Source organism: Cupriavidus sp. OTU4054 (genome assembly GCF_038440175.1).
GTDB classification, from domain to species: domain Bacteria; phylum Pseudomonadota; class Gammaproteobacteria; order Burkholderiales; family Burkholderiaceae; genus Cupriavidus; species Cupriavidus pauculus_D.
Window position 1 is genome coordinate 464,535 of record NZ_JASATF010000001.1, and the last position, 15,891, is coordinate 480,425.

Below are 15,891 nucleotides of genomic sequence, written 5' to 3' on the forward strand. Positions count from 1 at the left end.
ACTCCGATGCGTGTTCCGCTGCGCCGCGTGGCGCATACCCGCTCCGGCGACAAGGGCAATACCTCGAACACGGCCGTCATCGCCTACGCGCCCGAGTTCTACCCCCACCTCAAGGCGCAGCTGACGGCCGCCGCGTTCAAGGCGCACTACGGCACGCTGATCGCCGGCGACGTGACGCGCCACGATGTCGATGGCCTGCAGGTGCTCAACTTCGTGGCCGAGGGCGCGCTGGGCGGCGGCGTATCGCGCAGCCTGGCCATCGACAACTATGGCAAGGCACTGGCCAGCGCGGTATTGCGCTTCGAGGTGGAGATTCCCGAGGCGCTGGCGCCGTTGCTGCGCGGGCCCGGCGCGCGTGGGGATGCGCACTGAGGCTCGCCGGCCGACGCGAGCGTCCGTGCGGAGGACCCGGCCCCCGGGCCCGTCGATGCACGGGTCCATGCGGTCGCGATCTGGCTCGCTTCCTGTCGGAGGCGGCGCGCGAGCGTGGCCTCGCGGGCGCGTAGCCGCGTGCTCAGCCCGGCCACGCTCAGCGCGCCGATCGGGTGCCCCTCGTGGTCGAGGATCGGCACCGCGATGCCGCCCATGCCGTCGATGACCCAGTCGAGGAACATCACGTGCCCGCGCGCATGCGCGGCGTCGATTTCGCCATCGATCGCCGCCACCGTGAGCCGCGGGTAGTTGACGAGCTTGCGCGCGGTCTGCTGCAGCCGCCGCGCGCGTTCCACGGCGGGCAGCCACGCGAGCACCGCCAGACTGCCCGCCCCGACGCCGAGGGGCCGTCGCGTGCCGACCGTGACGTAGTGCGCATGCACGGGATGCGTCCCCGGTTCGAGGTCCGAGCACACGGCCTCTCCGTGGCTCGCTTCCGTGAGCACGGCCGTGTCCTCGAATGCCTCGACAAGGCGTTGCAACGCGGGCCGCGCGAGCTGCCGCAGATCGACGCGCCGCTGGGCCACATCGGCGAGCTGGAAGATCTCGGGGCCGATGCCGTAGCGACGCCGATCGTCGCGTGTGGCAAACCCTTCCTGCACGAGCATGTCGAGCAGCCGCGACGCCGTGGCCGGGTCGAGACCGGTCGCGCGCGCCACGTCGCTCATGCGGCGGACCTCGGGGTCGGACAGCGCGCGCAGTACCGAAAGCGCGCGCTGGACCGGGGAAGGACGCGATGCCATGGTGGCCTCCGTCGATGGAACCGGTGCTAGGCGAATTGCAGCGCCGCGCCCGTCAGTTCCTGCAAACGACCCGGCGTGACATCGGGTGCGAGTTCGATGACGCGCAGTCCATCCGGCGTCACGTCGATGACGGCAAGGTCCGTGATGATGCGGCTGACCACGTTCACGCCCGTCAGCGGCAGCGTGCACTGCGGCAGGATCTTGAGGTCGAAGCCGCCGTCTTTGCGCCGCGCCACGTGTTCCATGAGCACGACCACGCGCGCGACACCGGCCACGAGGTCCATCGCGCCGCCCATGCCCTTGACCATCTTGCCCGGGATCATCCAGTTGGCCAGGTCCCCGCGTTCGCTGACCTGCATCGCGCCCAGGATGCTCAGGTTGATCTTGCCGCCGCGCACCATGGCAAACGCCTGGTCGCTGCTGACGATCGACGTGCCGCGCACGGTCGTCACGGTCTGCTTGCCCGCGTTGATCAGGTCCGCATCGACCTCGTCCTCGGTCGGATACGGCCCGATGCCGAGCATGCCGTTCTCCGCCTGCAGCCAGACGTCGATATCGGCCGGCACATGGTTGGCGACGAGCGTCGGCAGCCCGATGCCGAGGTTCACGTAGAAGCCGTCCTGCAGTTCCGCGGCCGCGCGCGCGGCCATCTGTTCATGCGTCCATGGCATATCGGTGTCTCCTGCTCAGGCGGGGCGCGTGGTGCGCTTCTCGATGCGTTTCTCGGGATGGGCGTTGACGACGATGCGATGCACGTAGATGCCCGGCAGATGGATATCGTCGGGCGCGATCGCGCCGGTCTCCACGAGCCGCTCCACCTCGACGATGCAAAGCTTGCCGGCCATGGCCGCGGCCGGATTGAAGTTGCGCGCGGTATAGCGGAAGCGCAGATTCCCGGCGTGGTCGGCCACATCGGCCTTGATCAGCGCGACGTCGGGCACCAGCGAACGCTCCATCACGTACTGGCTGCCGTCGAACTCCCGCACCTCCTTGCCCTCGGCCACCATCGTGCCGACGCCCGTCTTCGTGAAGAAGGCCGGAATGCCGGCCCCGCCCGCGCGCAGCTTCTCGGCCAGCGTGCCCTGCGGCGTGAACTCGAGCTCGAGTTCGCCGGCCAGGTACTGGCGTTCGAACTCCTTGTTCTCGCCGACGTAGCTCGCGATCATCTTGCGGATCTGGCGCGTCTCCAGCAGCTTGCCGAGCCCGAAGCCGTCCACGCCCGCGTTGTTCGAGATCGCGGTCAGGTTCTGCACACCGCTGTCGCGCAGCGCGTCGATCAGCGCTTCCGGAATCCCGCATAGCCCGAAGCCGCCGACCGCGATCGTCTGTCCGTCGTGCACGACGCCTTCCAGCGCCGCCGATGCGGAGCCGTAGATCTTGTTCATGTTCTTGTCTCCTGAAATGCGTTGTCTTGTTCTGGCTATCGCATGCTGGCGGTCTGCTCCCATGCCAGTTCGGCCACGCGCGCAAAGCGCTCGCCCATCGCCTGCGCGTCGGCGCTGGCCGCCGTGCCCCGCGCGGCGCGGCCCCTGATGCCGTGCAGGATCGCCGCGAAGCGGAACATATTGAAGGCGACGTAGAAGTCGAGGTCGGCGATGCCGTCGCGCCCGGTACGCGCGCAGTAGGCGGCCACATAGTCGGCTTCGTCGGGCAAGCCCGTCGCGGCAAGATCGAGCCCGGCGATGCCGCCGAGAATGTCGCGCGGCATGCGGTACATCATCGCGTGGTAGGCGAAGTCGGCCAGCGGATCGCCCAGGGTTGACAGTTCCCAGTCGAGCACCGCGATCACGCGCGGCTCGGTCGGGTGAAAGATCATGTTGTCCACGCGGAAGTCGCCGTGCGTGATGGCCGTCGCGTCCGACGCCGGCAGATGCGCGGGCAGCCAATCGACCAGCCGGTCCATCGCCGGGTGCCGCCCGGCCAGTTCATCGGCAAGGTACTGCTTCGACCAGCGCTCGATCTGCCGCGCGACATAGCCACCGGGCCGGCCGTAGTCGCCGAGTCCGATGGACGCGTAGTCGATACCGTGGAGCGCGGCCAGCGTCGCGTTCATGGCGTCCAGATAGGCGGCGCGTTCGGCAACGGGCACCTCGGGGAAGCTCGCATCCCAGAAGATGCGGCCATCGACCATGTCCATCACGAAGAACCAGCTGCCGATGACCGTATCGTCGGTACACAGGCCATGCACGGCCGGCACCGGGAATCCCGTCTGGCCCAGTGCCGCCATCACGCGCGCTTCGCGCTCCACCGCATGCGCGCCCTTGACGAGCTCGCCGGGCGGCTTGCGCCGCAATACATAGTGTGCCTCCGGCGTGCGCAGCCGGTACGTGGGATTCGACTGGCCGCCGCTGAACTGGTCGATCCGCATCGGGCCCGCAAACCCGGCCACGTTCTCTTCCATCCAGCGCCGCAGCGCCGCTTCGTCGATGCGATGCTGCGCGCGCACGGCGACGGTGCCGCCGCCGCGCTCAGCCATGATGCGCGCCCTCCAGCGTGTCGCGCTTGATCTTCTTGGCCAGCGACCATTTGTGGACCTCGGTGGGACCGTCGTAGATGCGGAACGCGCGCAGTTCGCGGAAGGCCTGCTCGACGATCGTGTCGCGCGACACGCCGTTGCCGCCGAGGATCTGCACGCAGCGGTCGGCCACGCGGAACAGCGCCTCCGATACGGCCACCTTCGCCATCGAGCTCTCGGTGGTCGCCGAAGACCCGTCGTCGAGCACGCCCGCGCACCAGTCGATCATCAGCGCGGCCTGCTGCAGGTCGATGAGGTTCTCCGCCAGCATGAAGCCCACGCCCTCGTGGTCGATCAGCAGCTTGCCGAAGGCCTTGCGCGTGGTCGCATAGGCGCGGGCGATCTCGTCCGCGCGCGCCACCGTGCCGAACCAGCGCATGCAGTGCGAGAGCCGCGCGGGCGAGAGCCGCACCTGCGCGTAGCGGAAGCCTTCGTGGGCTTCGCCGAGCACCTGGTCCGCCGGCACGCGCAGATCGTCGATCAGCAGCTGCGCATGGCCGCCGGGCATCGAGCTGTCGATCGTATCGAGCACGCGTTCCAGGCGGATGGCCGGGTGCGGCAGATCCACGAGGAACATCGTGGCCTGCGCGCGTTCGCCGTCGCCGGTGCGCGCCATCACGATGCCGACCTTCGCGCCTTCCGCGCCCGTAATGAACTTCTTGCGGCCGCGGATCACCCACTCGTTGCCATCCTGCACCGCGCGGGTCTGGAGCATCGACGGGTCCGAGCCCGCGCCGCCCTCCTCGGCCGGCTCGGTCATGAAGAAGGCCGAGCGGGCCTCGCCGCTGACCAGCGGCGCGAGAAAGCGCGCTTTCTGCGCGGCGGTGCCGACCTTGCCGATCAGGAACATGTTGCCCTCGTCGGGCGCCATCGTGTTGACGGCCACGGGGCCGAGCGGCGACAGGCCCGAGCGCTTGAGCACCGCGGCCGTCTCGCGCTGCGTCAGGTGCGAACCGTTGGGCAGGATATGGGGCGTCATCACGCCCGCGGCGCGCGCCTTGGCGCGGAGCTCCTCGACCAGCTCGGCCGAGGGGCCGTGCGATGCGGCGCGCGGGTCCTGCTCGTACGGCACGACCACATCGCGCACGAAGCGCTCGACGCGGTCCGCGATCTCGCGGCTTCTATCGGTGGGACACGGCGTAAACATGGAAATCCTTGATGTCGATGCGTTCAGGTTCAGAGGGTGTTGACGAGGTGCCCGCCGTCCACGGCGATCACCGCGCCCGTCATATAGCGCGAGGCATCGGAAGCCAGCAGCAGCAGCGGACCGTCGAGGTCCTGCAGCTGGCCGAGCCGACGCTGCGGAATGCGCGTGATGAGCGCGCGGCCGGCATCGGTCTGCCAGAAATCGCGATTGAGTTCCGTATCGATATAGCCCGGCGCGATCGCGTTGACGCGAATGCCGTGGCGCGCCCATTCGAGCGCGAGCGACTGCGTGAGCTGCACGACGCCGGCCTTGGACACCGCATACGATACGACGCCGCCCGCCTGCCGCAGGCCCAGGATCGACGCGATATTCACGATGCTGCCGCCCCCGCGCTCGCGCATGCCGGCCGCCAGTGCCTGCGCGACGAAGAACATGCCCTTGAGGTTCGTGTCGATCACGAGGTCCCAGTCGGCCTCGGTATGCCGGAGTGCCGCGCCTTCGCGCACGAGTCCCGCGTTGTTGATCAGGATGTCGATGGGCCCGGCCGCCTCCACCATGGCCGCGCGCGAGGCGGCGTCCGTCACGTCCAGCGCCACGCATTGGGCCTTGCCATAGGGTTCGAGCTGCCGCGCCACGTGTTCCAGCGCGTCCACGCGCCGTGCCGCCAGCACCACTTCGGCGCCCTGCGCGGCCAGGCGTTGGGCAAAGTGCGCGCCCAGCCCGCTCGATGCGCCCGTCACCAGTGCGCGCTTGCCCCGAAGGCCCAGCAGCGTGTCCGTCATTCATCGTCTCCGTCGTTTTTTATGTCAGGACGAAATTGTAGGATGATTTCATCCTATGTCAACGATGGAAAGTCCGGGGGCAATCCATTAGAATCGCCGTCGTGACCCTATCTACCGCCCCTCTCCCCCTCTCGCCCGCCAATGACGCCGCCGGCCGCAGCGCGTCGGACCACGTGTTCTTCGGCATCCTGAAGGGCCTCGAGCTCGGCAGCTTCGTGCCGGGCCAGCGGCTCGTGGAGACGGACCTCGTGACCGAGTTCGGCGTGGGACGCAATTCCGTGCGTGAAGCGCTGCAGCGGCTGGCCGCCGAAGGCATCGTCGAGCTGCCGCGCCATCGCGGCGCCATGATCCGGCGCCTGAGCCTGCAGGACACGCTCGATGTGCTGGATGTGGCCGAACGCATGACCGGCCTGCTCGCGCGCACGGCCGCGCGTGGCAGCGGCGATCGCGCGCATGCGCAGACGTTGCGCGCGGCGGTGCAGGAGCTCGTGAGTGCGGAGAAAGCGGAGCGAAGCCGGAGCGACGAGGCGCGTGGCGCCGTGGTGTCCTTCTCGACCGCTCGGCGGCATTTCTACCGCGCGCTGCTCGATATGGGCGGCAATCAGGAACTGCGCCGGCTGTTCCCGACCATCCATATGCCGATCGTCCATGCGCAGCATCGGCTCACGTCGCTGCAGCAGATGCGGCTGACGGACTACCGCCGCATCGCCACGGCGGTACTCGCCGGCAGCGCCGACGAGGCGGAAGCCGCCGGCGCCGCGCACGTGCAGAACGTGCGAGAGGCCATTCTGGCGGATCGCCAGCCGTAGATCGCACGGCGGGCCGACGGCACGAAAGGCAGGGCCTCAATCCCGCATCGGTGCCAGCGCCGCGGCGAACGCCTTCGCCATGAACTCGCGATCGGAGCCCGTCGTGAAATTGCGCGCGCCGCGCGCGACCCATTGCAGCCGCTCGGCGCGCATCGCCGCCGCATCGGCCGGGCGCAGCCGCGTGACGTACGGCACGCCAGCCCGCTCGGCCGCCGCGACGAACGTCTCGAAGATATCGCCGATGACGCGGCCATATCGATCGCCATCGAGCCCCATCTCGTGCGCGAGGTCGAAGCGGCCGAGCGCGACCATATCGATGCCCGGCACGGCAAGGATCGCATCGAGGTTGGCCAGCCCCTCCTCGCTCTCGACGAGCAGCGTGACCATGACGTTCTCGTTGGACCATGCCACATACCGGTCCCATTCGGCCGCGCCCCGCCCCCGTGCCGCGCGGACGGTCGGGCATGCCCCGCGCATGCCGCCGTCGCCATCGACGCGAAAGCGCACGGCCGCCACCGCGGCCACGGCCTGCGCGGCCGTGCGCACGTCGGGCACATAGACGCCCATCGCGCCCGCCTCGACGGCCTTGCGCGCTTCCGACGCGCGATGATCGGGCACCCGCACCACGGGACAGATGCCGCTCGCCTCGGCCGCGCGGATCAGCGCCACGGTCTCGCCGTAGCCGAACGGCCCGTGCTCCTGGTCGATGATCGCGTAGTCGTAGCCGGCGGCCGCGGCAATCTCCACGCAATCGGGGCTCGCAGTCTGGATATACATGCCGGCGATGCATTCGCCAGCGGCCAGCTTGACGCGCAGCGGATTCGGTGCGGGATACATGCGCCTCCTTATTTGGCGGCCATGCCGACTTCGGCGGCCACGCGCCGGAAGCGCGTGATCTCTTCCTGCTGCAGCTTCTGCATCTGCGCGGGGGTCAGCGGAATGCCCTCGCTCCCCTTGGGCGCATAGAGCGTGCGGATGGTCGCATCGCTCGTCATCACCGAGCGGATCATCTCCCCGAGCTTCGCGCGAATGGGCGCGGGCGTGTCGGTGCGCACGTAGAACGCATTCCAGCTGTACTGCGAGAACTCGGAGATACCGCTCTCCTTGATGGTCGGAATCGACGGGAAGTCCGCATGTCGCGTATCGCCGGTAACCGCGAGCGCGCGCAGCTTGCCCGAGCGGATGAGCGTCGAGGCGCCGCCGAGGTCCACCATGCCGAAGTCGAGCTGGTTGCCGATGACCTCGGTCATCACCTGACCCTGGCCCTTGTACGGCACGTTGGTGAACTTCACGCCGGCCAGCTTGGCGAGCCACGCGCCCGTCAGCGCGAGCGTGGGCGAGAACGTGCCCATGTTGAGCCCCGCCGGCGACGCCTTCGCCTTCGCGACGAGGTCGGCAAACGTGTTGAGCTTCGAATCGTTGGCCACGAGAATCACGTTCATGTTGCGGCCATACCCGGTCAGCGGCACGAAGTCGCGCATCGGGTCGTATTGCAGGTCCGCGTTGATGGCCGGGTTGACGGTCATCGGCCCGATGCTGCCCTGCAGGATCGTGTAGCCGTCCGCGGGCAGCGCCTTGACCGCCATGATGCCGATGGCGCCATCGGCGCCGGGCCGGTTCTCGACGATGACGGGCTGGCCGAGCATCGGCGACATCTTCTCCGCGTAGAACCGCGCGGTGGCATCGGCACCGCTGCCACCGGTGAATGGCACGATGATGCGGATCGGGCGGTTCGGCCAGCTGTCGCCAGTCTTCTCGCCAGTCCTGTCGTTGGCCCATGCCGACGTGCCCGCGCCGGCCAGGGTTGCGCCCAGCAGCGATCCAAAGGCGCCGCACGCGGTCAGGCAAAAGCTGCGTCTCGTGGTCATAACCTGTCTCCTCTCATTATCATGGTGCCGCGGGGGTGCCGCGCGGCGGTGTCGCGCGGGGGGCGCTCAGTGCGCCTGCGGCAGAAACTGGCGTTCGAGCGCCTCCACGTCGTCGAAGCCGATCCATCGCTTGAAGTCCATCTCGCGCATCGGGGCGATCGGCACCGCCTCCGGCTGCAGCGTCCGGCGCAGCGCGGCCAGATTGCTCTGCAACGCCGCGGCCGCGGTCAGCAGCGGCAGCAGCGGAAACGTGCAGATACCGCCGAGCGCTTCGATCTGCTGCGTCGTGAGGTTGCGCTGCAGCTTGCCGAGCAGCGAGATCGCGAGCGGCCGCTGCACGGCCTCGCGCAATTGCACCAACCCCTCGAACGAGTCGAAACACTTGCTGATGGGCTTGATCACATCGGCACCGGCCGCCGCATAGGCCTTGCCGCGCGCGAACGCTTCCTCGGGCGTGCGCGCATCGGTCCGCGCGATGATCGCCATCGACGGATCGCGCCGCGCCGCCACGGCCGCGCGAATCTTGCCGACCGCCTCGTCGAGCGGCAGCAGCGATGTGGCATCGCTGACGGCCGGGCACTTCTTGGGCGAGATCTGGTCCTCGAGCGTCACGGATGCCGCCCCCGCGGCCTCGAACTCGCGCACGGTGCGCATCACGTTGATCGCATTGCCGTAGCCGGTATCGCAGTCGGCCATCACGGGCACCGGCACCGCGTGGCAGACCGCGCGCACGACCGACAGGTTCTCGGTCATCGTGTGGAGCTCCGTGTCCGGCATGCCGAGCATCGACGCCGATACGCCAAAGCCGCTGACGACCACGGCCTCGAATCCCGCATGGACGATCATGCGCGCGCTCAGCGCGTCGTACGCTCCGGGCACCCAGAGCGTGCGGCCGGACTCGAGCCGCAGCCGCATCTGTACGCGGCGCGCGGTAACGGTAGGCAGGTCTTGCAGCATCGCGAACTCCTCAGGGATGGGCATCGGCCGGTACGAGCGCCCGCGCCAGCACCAGACCCGGTTGATCGATCGTCGCGCACAGCACGGTGCCCGTGGACGACTCGGTGCAGTAGACCGTGCGCCGTCCTTCGCCGCCAAAGGCGACGTTGGTCACCGACGTGCCGGCCGGACTGCGCAACACCATGACCGGTTCCGCGCGCGCATTGAGCACCCACACGTGGCCCAGCCCGGGGTTGGCGGCCAGCAGCAGGCCATCGCGCGTCATCGCCAGACCGTCGGGTCCGGCAGGGCCGTACGAGGTAAAGAACACGCCGACCTTCGATACGCCGCCGTCCGCATGCAGCGGCACGCGCCAGATGGCATTGGCGCGCGTCACGCCCAGATAGAGCACGCGCTCGTCCGGCGACAGGCACACGCCGTTCGGGCTCGGAATGTTGTCGACGAGGACGTCGAGCCTGCCGTCGGGCGAAAGACGGTAAAGCCGCCCCGCGGGATCGTGCATGCCCGACTGGCCCTGGTCGGTGAAATACAGGTTGCCCGCGCGATCGAAGACCAGATCGTTGAGCCCCTTGAAGCTCTCGCTGTGCCGGCGCGACAGATGGGGCACCACGCTGCCGTCACGCACGTCGATGCGCATGAGGCCGCGCCGGTAGTCGGCCGCGATCAGATGATCGTCGTCGTGGAACTTCAGCCCATTGGGCTCGCCGTCATACTGCGCGACCAGTGTCCATTCGCCGTGGGGCGCGATGCGAAAGATGCGGCCGTGGGGGATATCGCAGACATAGAGGTTGCCCGCGCGGTCGAACACGGGGCCTTCCAGGAACGAATCGACGGGATGGCCCGGCCGGTTGACCCGGCCCCACTCGGACACCGTCTCGCGGCGGAAGCGGTCCGGCAGCCGGGTGAAGATTTCCGCGTCCTGCACGACGGGCGGCTTCGGCGGAAACATTGCATGCATGCTCGTCATTCGGGCTGGATATTCGCGTTGGCGGCCACCGACTTCCAGCGGCCCACTTCATTGCGCATGAACGTCGCGAACTCCGCGCTCGGCATGCCGCCCACCTCCGCGCCGATGGACGCGTAATACGCGCGCACATCCTCGCCTTCCATCGCCTTGGCCACCTGCTTCTGCAGGAACGCGACGATCTCCGGCGGCGTGCCCCTGGGCGCGGCCAGGCCGGTCCAGTAGCGCATCTGGTAGTCGATACCCGATTCGCCGAACGTCGGCACCTTGGGCAGGACGTCCAGCCGATGCGCGCCGCTGACCGCCAGCGCGCGCAGCTTGCCGGCCTGCACGAGCGTCAGCGCCGACGACGGCCCGCCCATCACGATATCGACGGTGCCCGCGGCCACGGCGGCCACCGCCTCGCCCGCCCCCTTGAACGGGATATGGCGCAGCTGAATGCCCGCGGCCTGCGCGAACTGCTCGCACGCGAAATGCAGCGAGCTGCCGACCCCGCCCGTGCCGTACGTCACCTCGCCCGGATGCGCCCTGGCATAGCGCACGAGTTCCGCCACCGTGTCGAAGCGCGTATTGGGTCCCGCCGCAAGCACCGCGGGCGACACCGACGTCGTGGTGATGGGCACGAAGTCGTTCGCGTGGTCCCACGCGAGCGTCTTGAATACGTACGGGAGCATCGTGTACGAGCCGTCGTTCGCCAGCAGCGTGGTGCCGTCCGGCGTGGCGCGCGCGACCTGCGCGATGCCGATGGTGCCGCTCGCGCCAGCCTTGTTCTCGACGAAGAACGTGTTGCCGGTCTGCTCGGTGAGCTTCTGCGCGATGCGCCGCGACATGGCGTCGAGGCCGCCACCGGGCGCGAACGGTACGACGATGCGAACCGGTTTGGAGGGATAGGACTGGCCGTGCGCGAAGGCGGATGCGCAGGCCAGCAGCAGCGTCGCGAGCAGGCGCGCGCTGCCGAATCGCTTGACGATGGGCTTCACGATGATGTCTCCCGGGATGGGTGGGTTGTGCTGCTGTTTTTGCTTTGCTTGAGAACGATTATCAAAGCAGCGCACGGTCCGCGGCACCCGTCCCGCCCGGTAAAACTCCACAATGCGGAGTTTTATTCGATCAGCCCCATACGGCGGGCTTCGCGATGGAGCCGTTCGCGCAGCAGCGCGGCGGTCTCGTCGAGCACGGGACCCGACAGCCGCGTGCTGAGCCCCGAGACGCAGATGGAGAGGTAGGGCACCGGCCCCGGCACCGTGAGGCCGACCACGGACACGCCGCGGATCGTCAGCGCCTGCAGCAGCGCATAGCCGCGCGCGCGGCCGCTGTCCACGAGCGCCTGGACGCCGGCCGAATCGAGCCCGTAGTACGGATAGCGCGTCGCATTGCGCGCGAGGGCATAGGCCACCTCGTCCTGCGGCATCGACATCAGGATGGCCAGTCCGCCCGCGCCCGCGCCGAGCGGCCGCCGCACGCCGACGTCGATCGGATGCGCCTGCACGGGCTGCGAGCCCATTGCCACATCCATGCAGACCGAGTCGCAGCCGTTGCGCCGGTTCAGGTAGATGGTCTCGCCCGTGATCGCGGCCAGATCCAGCACGACGGGCCGCCAGTGCGCGACGTCCAGCGACGTCTCGAGGCCGGTCAGCATGCCGAACTCGTGCGCGAGCTGGCCGAACACGATGCGGCTCGACCGCTCGTTGCGCGCGAGCATGCCGTTGGCCACGAGCCCCTGCACGATACGCACGACCGTCGCCTCGGCCAGCCCCGCCGCCGCGACGATCTCCTTGAGCCGCATGCCCGTGCGCCCGCCCATCGCGACGACGCGCAGGATATCGAGCGCGCGCTCGATGCTCTGGGTACCGGTGCGGCGCTCAGCCATCTTGCTGTGCCGCGAGTTCCGCCAGCTCTGCCTCCACTTCGGCCGCGCCCGCGAGCAATACGAGGTCGGCAATCGCCTTGCCACCGGCCGAGACGTGCGTGCGCATGGCGTCCGCGGCGGCATCGGCCTGCCCCGCGAGCATCGCCTCCACCACGAAGCCGTGCTCGCGGTACGAGCTCGGCACGCGCGCGTCGTTGATCAGCCCCTTGCCCTGCCAGTAGATCGCGAGCCGGCGCCGCAGCTGGATGATCTGCTCCGACAGGAACGGGTTGGCCGCGGCCTGATAGACCACCTCGTGGAACCGCCGATTGGCCTCGACGTACGCGGCCGTGTCGCCGCGCGCAACCGTCGTGCCCGCTTCCTCGTGCGCGCGCGCCAGTGCCTGGCGGCCCGACGCCGTCATGCGCTGCGTGGCCAGCCGCGCGACCACGCCCTCCATTTCCGCGAGCGTCTCGAACATGGCGACGAGCTCGGCCGCGCTCGGGCGATGCACGAACATGCCGGCGCGCGGCACGATGGTCACGAGCCCCTGCGCCGCCAGCATCAGCAAGGCCTCGCGCACCGGTGTGCGCGAGCTGTCGAACTGCTCGGCCAGCCCTTTTTCATCGATCTGTGCGCCGGGACGCAGCGCGCCGCTCTGGATGGCGGCAATGATGCTTTCTCGAATGCGATCCTGTAACGATTGCACGGGTATACCCCTGTTCGTCCTTAACAAAAATATCTATAGGCTGCGTAAATATATCAATTCGAGTCTGAGATATTACGACAATGGATGATAGCAAACCCGTTTTGACCGTGGAGGGCCGCATCGCCACCGTGTCGCTGCAGCGCCCCGCCGTGGCCAACCGGCTGTCTCCCGAAGACGTACGTACGTTGCGCGACCACGTGACGGCCGTCAATGAGATGGAACACGTACTCGTTCTGCGCTTCACTGGCGCCGGCAAATATTTCTGCAGCGGCTACGACATCGGCGCACTGGCCGGCAAGGCGGACGAGGGAGCCGTCAACTTCGGCGACGCGATGGACGTCATCGAGCAGGCGCGCCCCATCACGATCGCGGCCATCCACGGCGGCGTCTATGGCGGCGCGACCGATCTCTGCCTGGCCTGCGACTTCCGCATCGGCGTGCCCGACTGCGACATGTTCATGCCCGCGGCCCGGCTCGGCCTGCACTTCTATCGCGGCGGCCTGGAGCGTTACGTATCGCGGCTCGGCCTCAACGCGGCCAAGCATCTGTTCCTGACCACCGACCGCATCGACGCGCAGACGATGCTGCGCATCGGCTTCCTGACCGAGATCGTGCCCGCCGACGGGCTGCAGGCGCGCGTCGGCGAACTGTCCACGCAGCTGGCCTCGATGGCGCCGATCTCGCTGCTCGGCATGAAGCGGCACCTGAACGCGATCGCGCGCGGGGAGCTCGACGCGGCGGCGCTGGCACGCGACCAGCATCGGTCGGAAACGTCGCAGGACCTGCGCGAAGGCGCGGCCGCGTGGAAGGAAAAGCGCGCACCGGTTTTCACGGGCAAGTAGTCAGCACGGAAAGTCAGCACGGAAATCGCAGCATCTTTGGGCAATGACCAGCAGTGGCGAGACAGCCACGGAGGAGACACGCATGACCCAGCAGTTGCATCACCGCAAGATCGCCGTCACGGCACTCATGGCAGCGGCGCTCGTGCCGATGGCGGCCTCCGCGCAGAACGCCGCGGCCGGCTATCCGAACAAGCCCATCCGCCTCGTCATCGGCTTTCCGCCCGGCGGCGGCGCGGACAACTCCGCGCGGCTGTACGGCGACGCGCTGAGCCGCGAACTCGGCCAGCCCGTGGTCGTCGACAACCGCCCCGGCGCGGGCACCACCATCGCGGCCGAATTCGCCGCCAAGTCCGCCCCCGACGGCTATACGCTGCTGATCGCCACCGCGAGCCTGATGGGCGGGGACAAGGTCATGTACCCGAAGATCAGATATGAAGCGTCCGACTTCGCGCCGATCACGAAGCTCTCGGCCGCGCCGCTGATCCTCGCCGTCAACAAGGACGCCGGCATCAAGAGCGTGACGGACCTGATCGCGCAGGCGAAGGCCAGGCCGGGCAAGCTCAACTACTCGTCGTCGGGCAATGGCGTGATCACGCATCTGGCCGCCGTGTACTTCACCAAACTCGCCCATGTGGAGATGACCCATGTGCCGTACAAGGGCGGCGCGCCGTCGGCACAGGCCGTCGCGGCCGGCGACGTGCAGCTGACGTTCGGCACCGCGCCGTCGGTCAAGCCGATGATCGACACGCACAAGGTCATTCCGCTCGCGGTGACGTCGATGCAGCGCTCGAACTCGAGTCCGCAATTGCCGACCATCGACGAAAGCGGCCTCAAGGGCTACGACCTCTCCGTCTGGTACGGCCTGTTCGCGCCCGCGAAAACCCCGCCCGAGATCATCGACAAGCTCTACGCGGCCACCGCGAAGGTCATGTCCGATCCGGAACTCAAGAAACGCTTCCTGGTGCAGGGCGACGAGATCTCGATCTCCTCGTCGGTCGCCGAATTCCGCGAGTTCGCCGCGCGCGAAGGCAAGGTCGGCGTGGACCTCGCGGTCTCCAGCGGCGCAAAGATCGATTGAGCAGGAGCCACGCTTCATGACGCAGGACACCTCGCAGCAACTTCCGCTGGCCGGCATCACCGTCGTCGATCTGACGCGCGTGCTCTCGGGCCCCTACTGCACGATGATGCTCGCGGACCTGGGCGCGCGCGTGATCAAGATCGAGAACCCCGACGGCGGCGACGACTCGCGGCAGGTCGGGCCGTTCGTCGATGGCGAGTCCGCGTACTTCGCCTCGATCAACCGCAACAAGCAGTCGATCGCGCTCGACCTCAAGCGGGCGGAAGACCGCGCGGTACTCGACCGCATGCTGGAGTCGGCGGACGTGCTCGTGGAAAACTTCCGCGCGGGCGTCATGGAGCGTCTGGGCTATACGTGGGAGGCACTGCACGCGCGCCATCCGCGGCTGGTCTTCGCGTCGATCTCGGGCTTTGGACAGACCGGGCCCTATCGCAACCGACCCGCCTACGACATGGTCGTGCAGGCGATGGGCGGCCTGATGAGCGTCACGGGCGAGGCCGGTGGCAACCCCGCGCGCGTGGGCGTATCCATCGGCGATATCGGCGCGGGACTCTACGCGACCATCGGCATCCAGTCCGCGTTGCTCAAGCGCGTGCGGACGGGGCTTGGCGAGCGCGTCGATATCTCGATGCTCGACTGCCAGGTGGCGCTGCTCGAGAATCCGATCGCCCGGTACTCGGCCACGGGGAACGTGCCCGCACCGCTCGGCACGCGGCATCCGTCCATCACGCCGTTCGACATGTTCGCCACCGGCGACGGATTCATCGTCATCGCCGTGGGCAACGATGCGCTGTTCGCCAAGCTGTGCGAAGCGCTCGACCGCCCCGAGTGGATACGCGATACGCGCTTCGCCAATGTGCCGGCGCGCAACGCGCATCACGTCGCGCTCAAGGCCGTGCTCGAGGAACGCCTGGGCCACGACACTACCGCGCACTGGGAAGCGGTGCTGGAAGCCGCGGGCGTACCGCACGGCCCGCTCAACGGCGTGCCGCAGATCCTCGACAACCCGCATGTGGCGGCGCGCGAGATGCTGCTCGATATCGGCATCGGCGACGACAAGACGCTGCGCGTCGCGGGCAACCCCGTCAAGGTGGGTTCGGCGGGCGCGCTGCGCGACGTGCGCAACCCGCCCGCGCTCGATCAGGACCGCGAGGCGTTGCTGCGCGAGTTCGGCAACAACGCCTGACGCGCCCGTA

General features: G+C 68.5%; 18 protein-coding genes. 5 read left to right on the forward strand and 13 right to left on the reverse strand.

The window, feature by feature from the left end; all coding sequences use genetic code 11:
- The first annotated feature begins 6 nt into the window (after positions 1 to 6).
- Complete coding sequence (locus AAHB16_RS02350) at positions 7 to 372, forward strand: AtuA-related protein (RefSeq protein ID WP_150372134.1); 366 nt, start codon at positions 7 to 9, stop codon at positions 370 to 372.
- Here the strand turns inward: AAHB16_RS02350 and AAHB16_RS02355 are convergent.
- From AAHB16_RS02355 to AAHB16_RS02380, 6 genes are read right to left on the reverse strand one after another with little or no spacing between them, the layout of a single operon-like run.
- Positions 267 to 1,175: an IclR family transcriptional regulator gene (locus tag AAHB16_RS02355; protein ID WP_342049964.1), complete on the reverse strand. Its 909-nt coding sequence runs from the start codon at positions 1,173 to 1,175 to the stop codon at positions 267 to 269. The genes AAHB16_RS02350 and AAHB16_RS02355 overlap by 106 nt on opposite strands.
- 26 nt (positions 1,176 to 1,201) lie before the next feature.
- On the reverse strand, positions 1,202 to 1,846 hold the full coding sequence (locus AAHB16_RS02360; protein ID WP_342049965.1) for a 3-oxoacid CoA-transferase subunit B: 645 nt from the start codon (positions 1,844 to 1,846) through the stop codon (positions 1,202 to 1,204).
- A gap of 15 nt (positions 1,847 to 1,861) precedes the next feature.
- Positions 1,862 to 2,560: a CoA transferase subunit A gene (locus AAHB16_RS02365; RefSeq protein ID WP_150372137.1), complete on the reverse strand. Its 699-nt coding sequence runs from the start codon at positions 2,558 to 2,560 to the stop codon at positions 1,862 to 1,864.
- A 35-nt stretch (positions 2,561 to 2,595) separates the two neighbouring features.
- Complete coding sequence (locus AAHB16_RS02370) at positions 2,596 to 3,651, reverse strand: phosphotransferase (protein WP_150372138.1); 1,056 nt, start codon at positions 3,649 to 3,651, stop codon at positions 2,596 to 2,598.
- Positions 3,644 to 4,837, reverse strand: coding sequence for an acyl-CoA dehydrogenase family protein (locus AAHB16_RS02375; protein ID WP_342049966.1), 1,194 nt, complete (start codon positions 4,835 to 4,837; stop codon positions 3,644 to 3,646). The genes AAHB16_RS02370 and AAHB16_RS02375 overlap by 8 nt, the downstream gene beginning before the upstream one ends.
- 29 nt (positions 4,838 to 4,866) lie before the next feature.
- A complete protein-coding gene (locus AAHB16_RS02380) occupies positions 4,867 to 5,619 on the reverse strand; it encodes an SDR family NAD(P)-dependent oxidoreductase (RefSeq protein WP_342049967.1) in 753 nt (250 codons plus the stop codon).
- A 101-nt stretch (positions 5,620 to 5,720) separates the two neighbouring features.
- Here AAHB16_RS02380 and AAHB16_RS02385 point away from each other — a divergent pair, with 101 nt between their 5' ends.
- Positions 5,721 to 6,428, forward strand: a complete 708-nt coding sequence (locus AAHB16_RS02385; RefSeq protein WP_342049968.1) for a GntR family transcriptional regulator — start codon at positions 5,721 to 5,723, stop codon at positions 6,426 to 6,428.
- Between the two features lie 36 nt (positions 6,429 to 6,464).
- Here AAHB16_RS02385 and AAHB16_RS02390 read toward each other — a convergent pair whose 3' ends face one another.
- From AAHB16_RS02390 to AAHB16_RS02420, 7 genes are all read right to left on the reverse strand, one after another.
- The gene (locus tag AAHB16_RS02390; protein WP_150372141.1) at positions 6,465 to 7,265 is read right to left on the reverse strand and encodes an HpcH/HpaI aldolase family protein; all 801 of its coding nucleotides are present in this window, start codon (positions 7,263 to 7,265) and stop codon (positions 6,465 to 6,467) included.
- An 8-nt stretch (positions 7,266 to 7,273) separates the two neighbouring features.
- The gene (locus AAHB16_RS02395; protein ID WP_150372142.1) at positions 7,274 to 8,296 is read right to left on the reverse strand and encodes a Bug family tripartite tricarboxylate transporter substrate binding protein; all 1,023 of its coding nucleotides are present in this window, start codon (positions 8,294 to 8,296) and stop codon (positions 7,274 to 7,276) included.
- 66 nt (positions 8,297 to 8,362) lie between these two features.
- Entirely contained in the window at positions 8,363 to 9,253 is an 891-nt protein-coding gene (locus AAHB16_RS02400) for an isocitrate lyase/PEP mutase family protein (RefSeq protein WP_342049969.1), read from the reverse strand.
- A gap of 10 nt (positions 9,254 to 9,263) precedes the next feature.
- Positions 9,264 to 10,202 carry an SMP-30/gluconolactonase/LRE family protein gene (locus AAHB16_RS02405; RefSeq protein WP_342050019.1) on the reverse strand — a complete coding sequence of 313 codons (939 nt, stop codon included), beginning with the start codon at positions 10,200 to 10,202 and terminating at the stop codon, positions 9,264 to 9,266.
- A 14-nt stretch (positions 10,203 to 10,216) separates the two neighbouring features.
- Positions 10,217 to 11,197: a Bug family tripartite tricarboxylate transporter substrate binding protein gene (locus tag AAHB16_RS02410; protein WP_223851272.1), complete on the reverse strand. Its 981-nt coding sequence runs from the start codon at positions 11,195 to 11,197 to the stop codon at positions 10,217 to 10,219.
- A 122-nt stretch (positions 11,198 to 11,319) separates the two neighbouring features.
- Positions 11,320 to 12,087, reverse strand: coding sequence for an IclR family transcriptional regulator (locus tag AAHB16_RS02415; RefSeq protein WP_191002113.1), 768 nt, complete (start codon positions 12,085 to 12,087; stop codon positions 11,320 to 11,322).
- The gene (locus AAHB16_RS02420; RefSeq protein ID WP_150372145.1) at positions 12,080 to 12,775 is read right to left on the reverse strand and encodes a GntR family transcriptional regulator; all 696 of its coding nucleotides are present in this window, start codon (positions 12,773 to 12,775) and stop codon (positions 12,080 to 12,082) included. The genes AAHB16_RS02415 and AAHB16_RS02420 overlap by 8 nt, the downstream gene beginning before the upstream one ends.
- Positions 12,776 to 12,855: 80 nt before the next feature.
- On the opposite strand from AAHB16_RS02420, the gene AAHB16_RS02425 reads away from it, so the two are divergent.
- The 3 genes from AAHB16_RS02425 to AAHB16_RS02435 all read left to right on the forward strand — a co-directional run bounded on the left by AAHB16_RS02425 (position 12,856) and on the right by AAHB16_RS02435 (position 15,881).
- A complete protein-coding gene (locus AAHB16_RS02425) occupies positions 12,856 to 13,617 on the forward strand; it encodes an enoyl-CoA hydratase/isomerase family protein (protein WP_150372146.1) in 762 nt (253 codons plus the stop codon).
- Positions 13,618 to 13,699: 82 nt separating this feature from the next.
- Complete coding sequence (locus tag AAHB16_RS02430) at positions 13,700 to 14,695, forward strand: tripartite tricarboxylate transporter substrate binding protein (RefSeq protein WP_342049970.1); 996 nt, start codon at positions 13,700 to 13,702, stop codon at positions 14,693 to 14,695.
- 16 nt (positions 14,696 to 14,711) lie between these two features.
- Entirely contained in the window at positions 14,712 to 15,881 is a 1,170-nt protein-coding gene (locus AAHB16_RS02435; protein ID WP_342049971.1) for a CaiB/BaiF CoA transferase family protein, read from the forward strand.
- Positions 15,882 to 15,891: the final 10 nt, after the last annotated feature.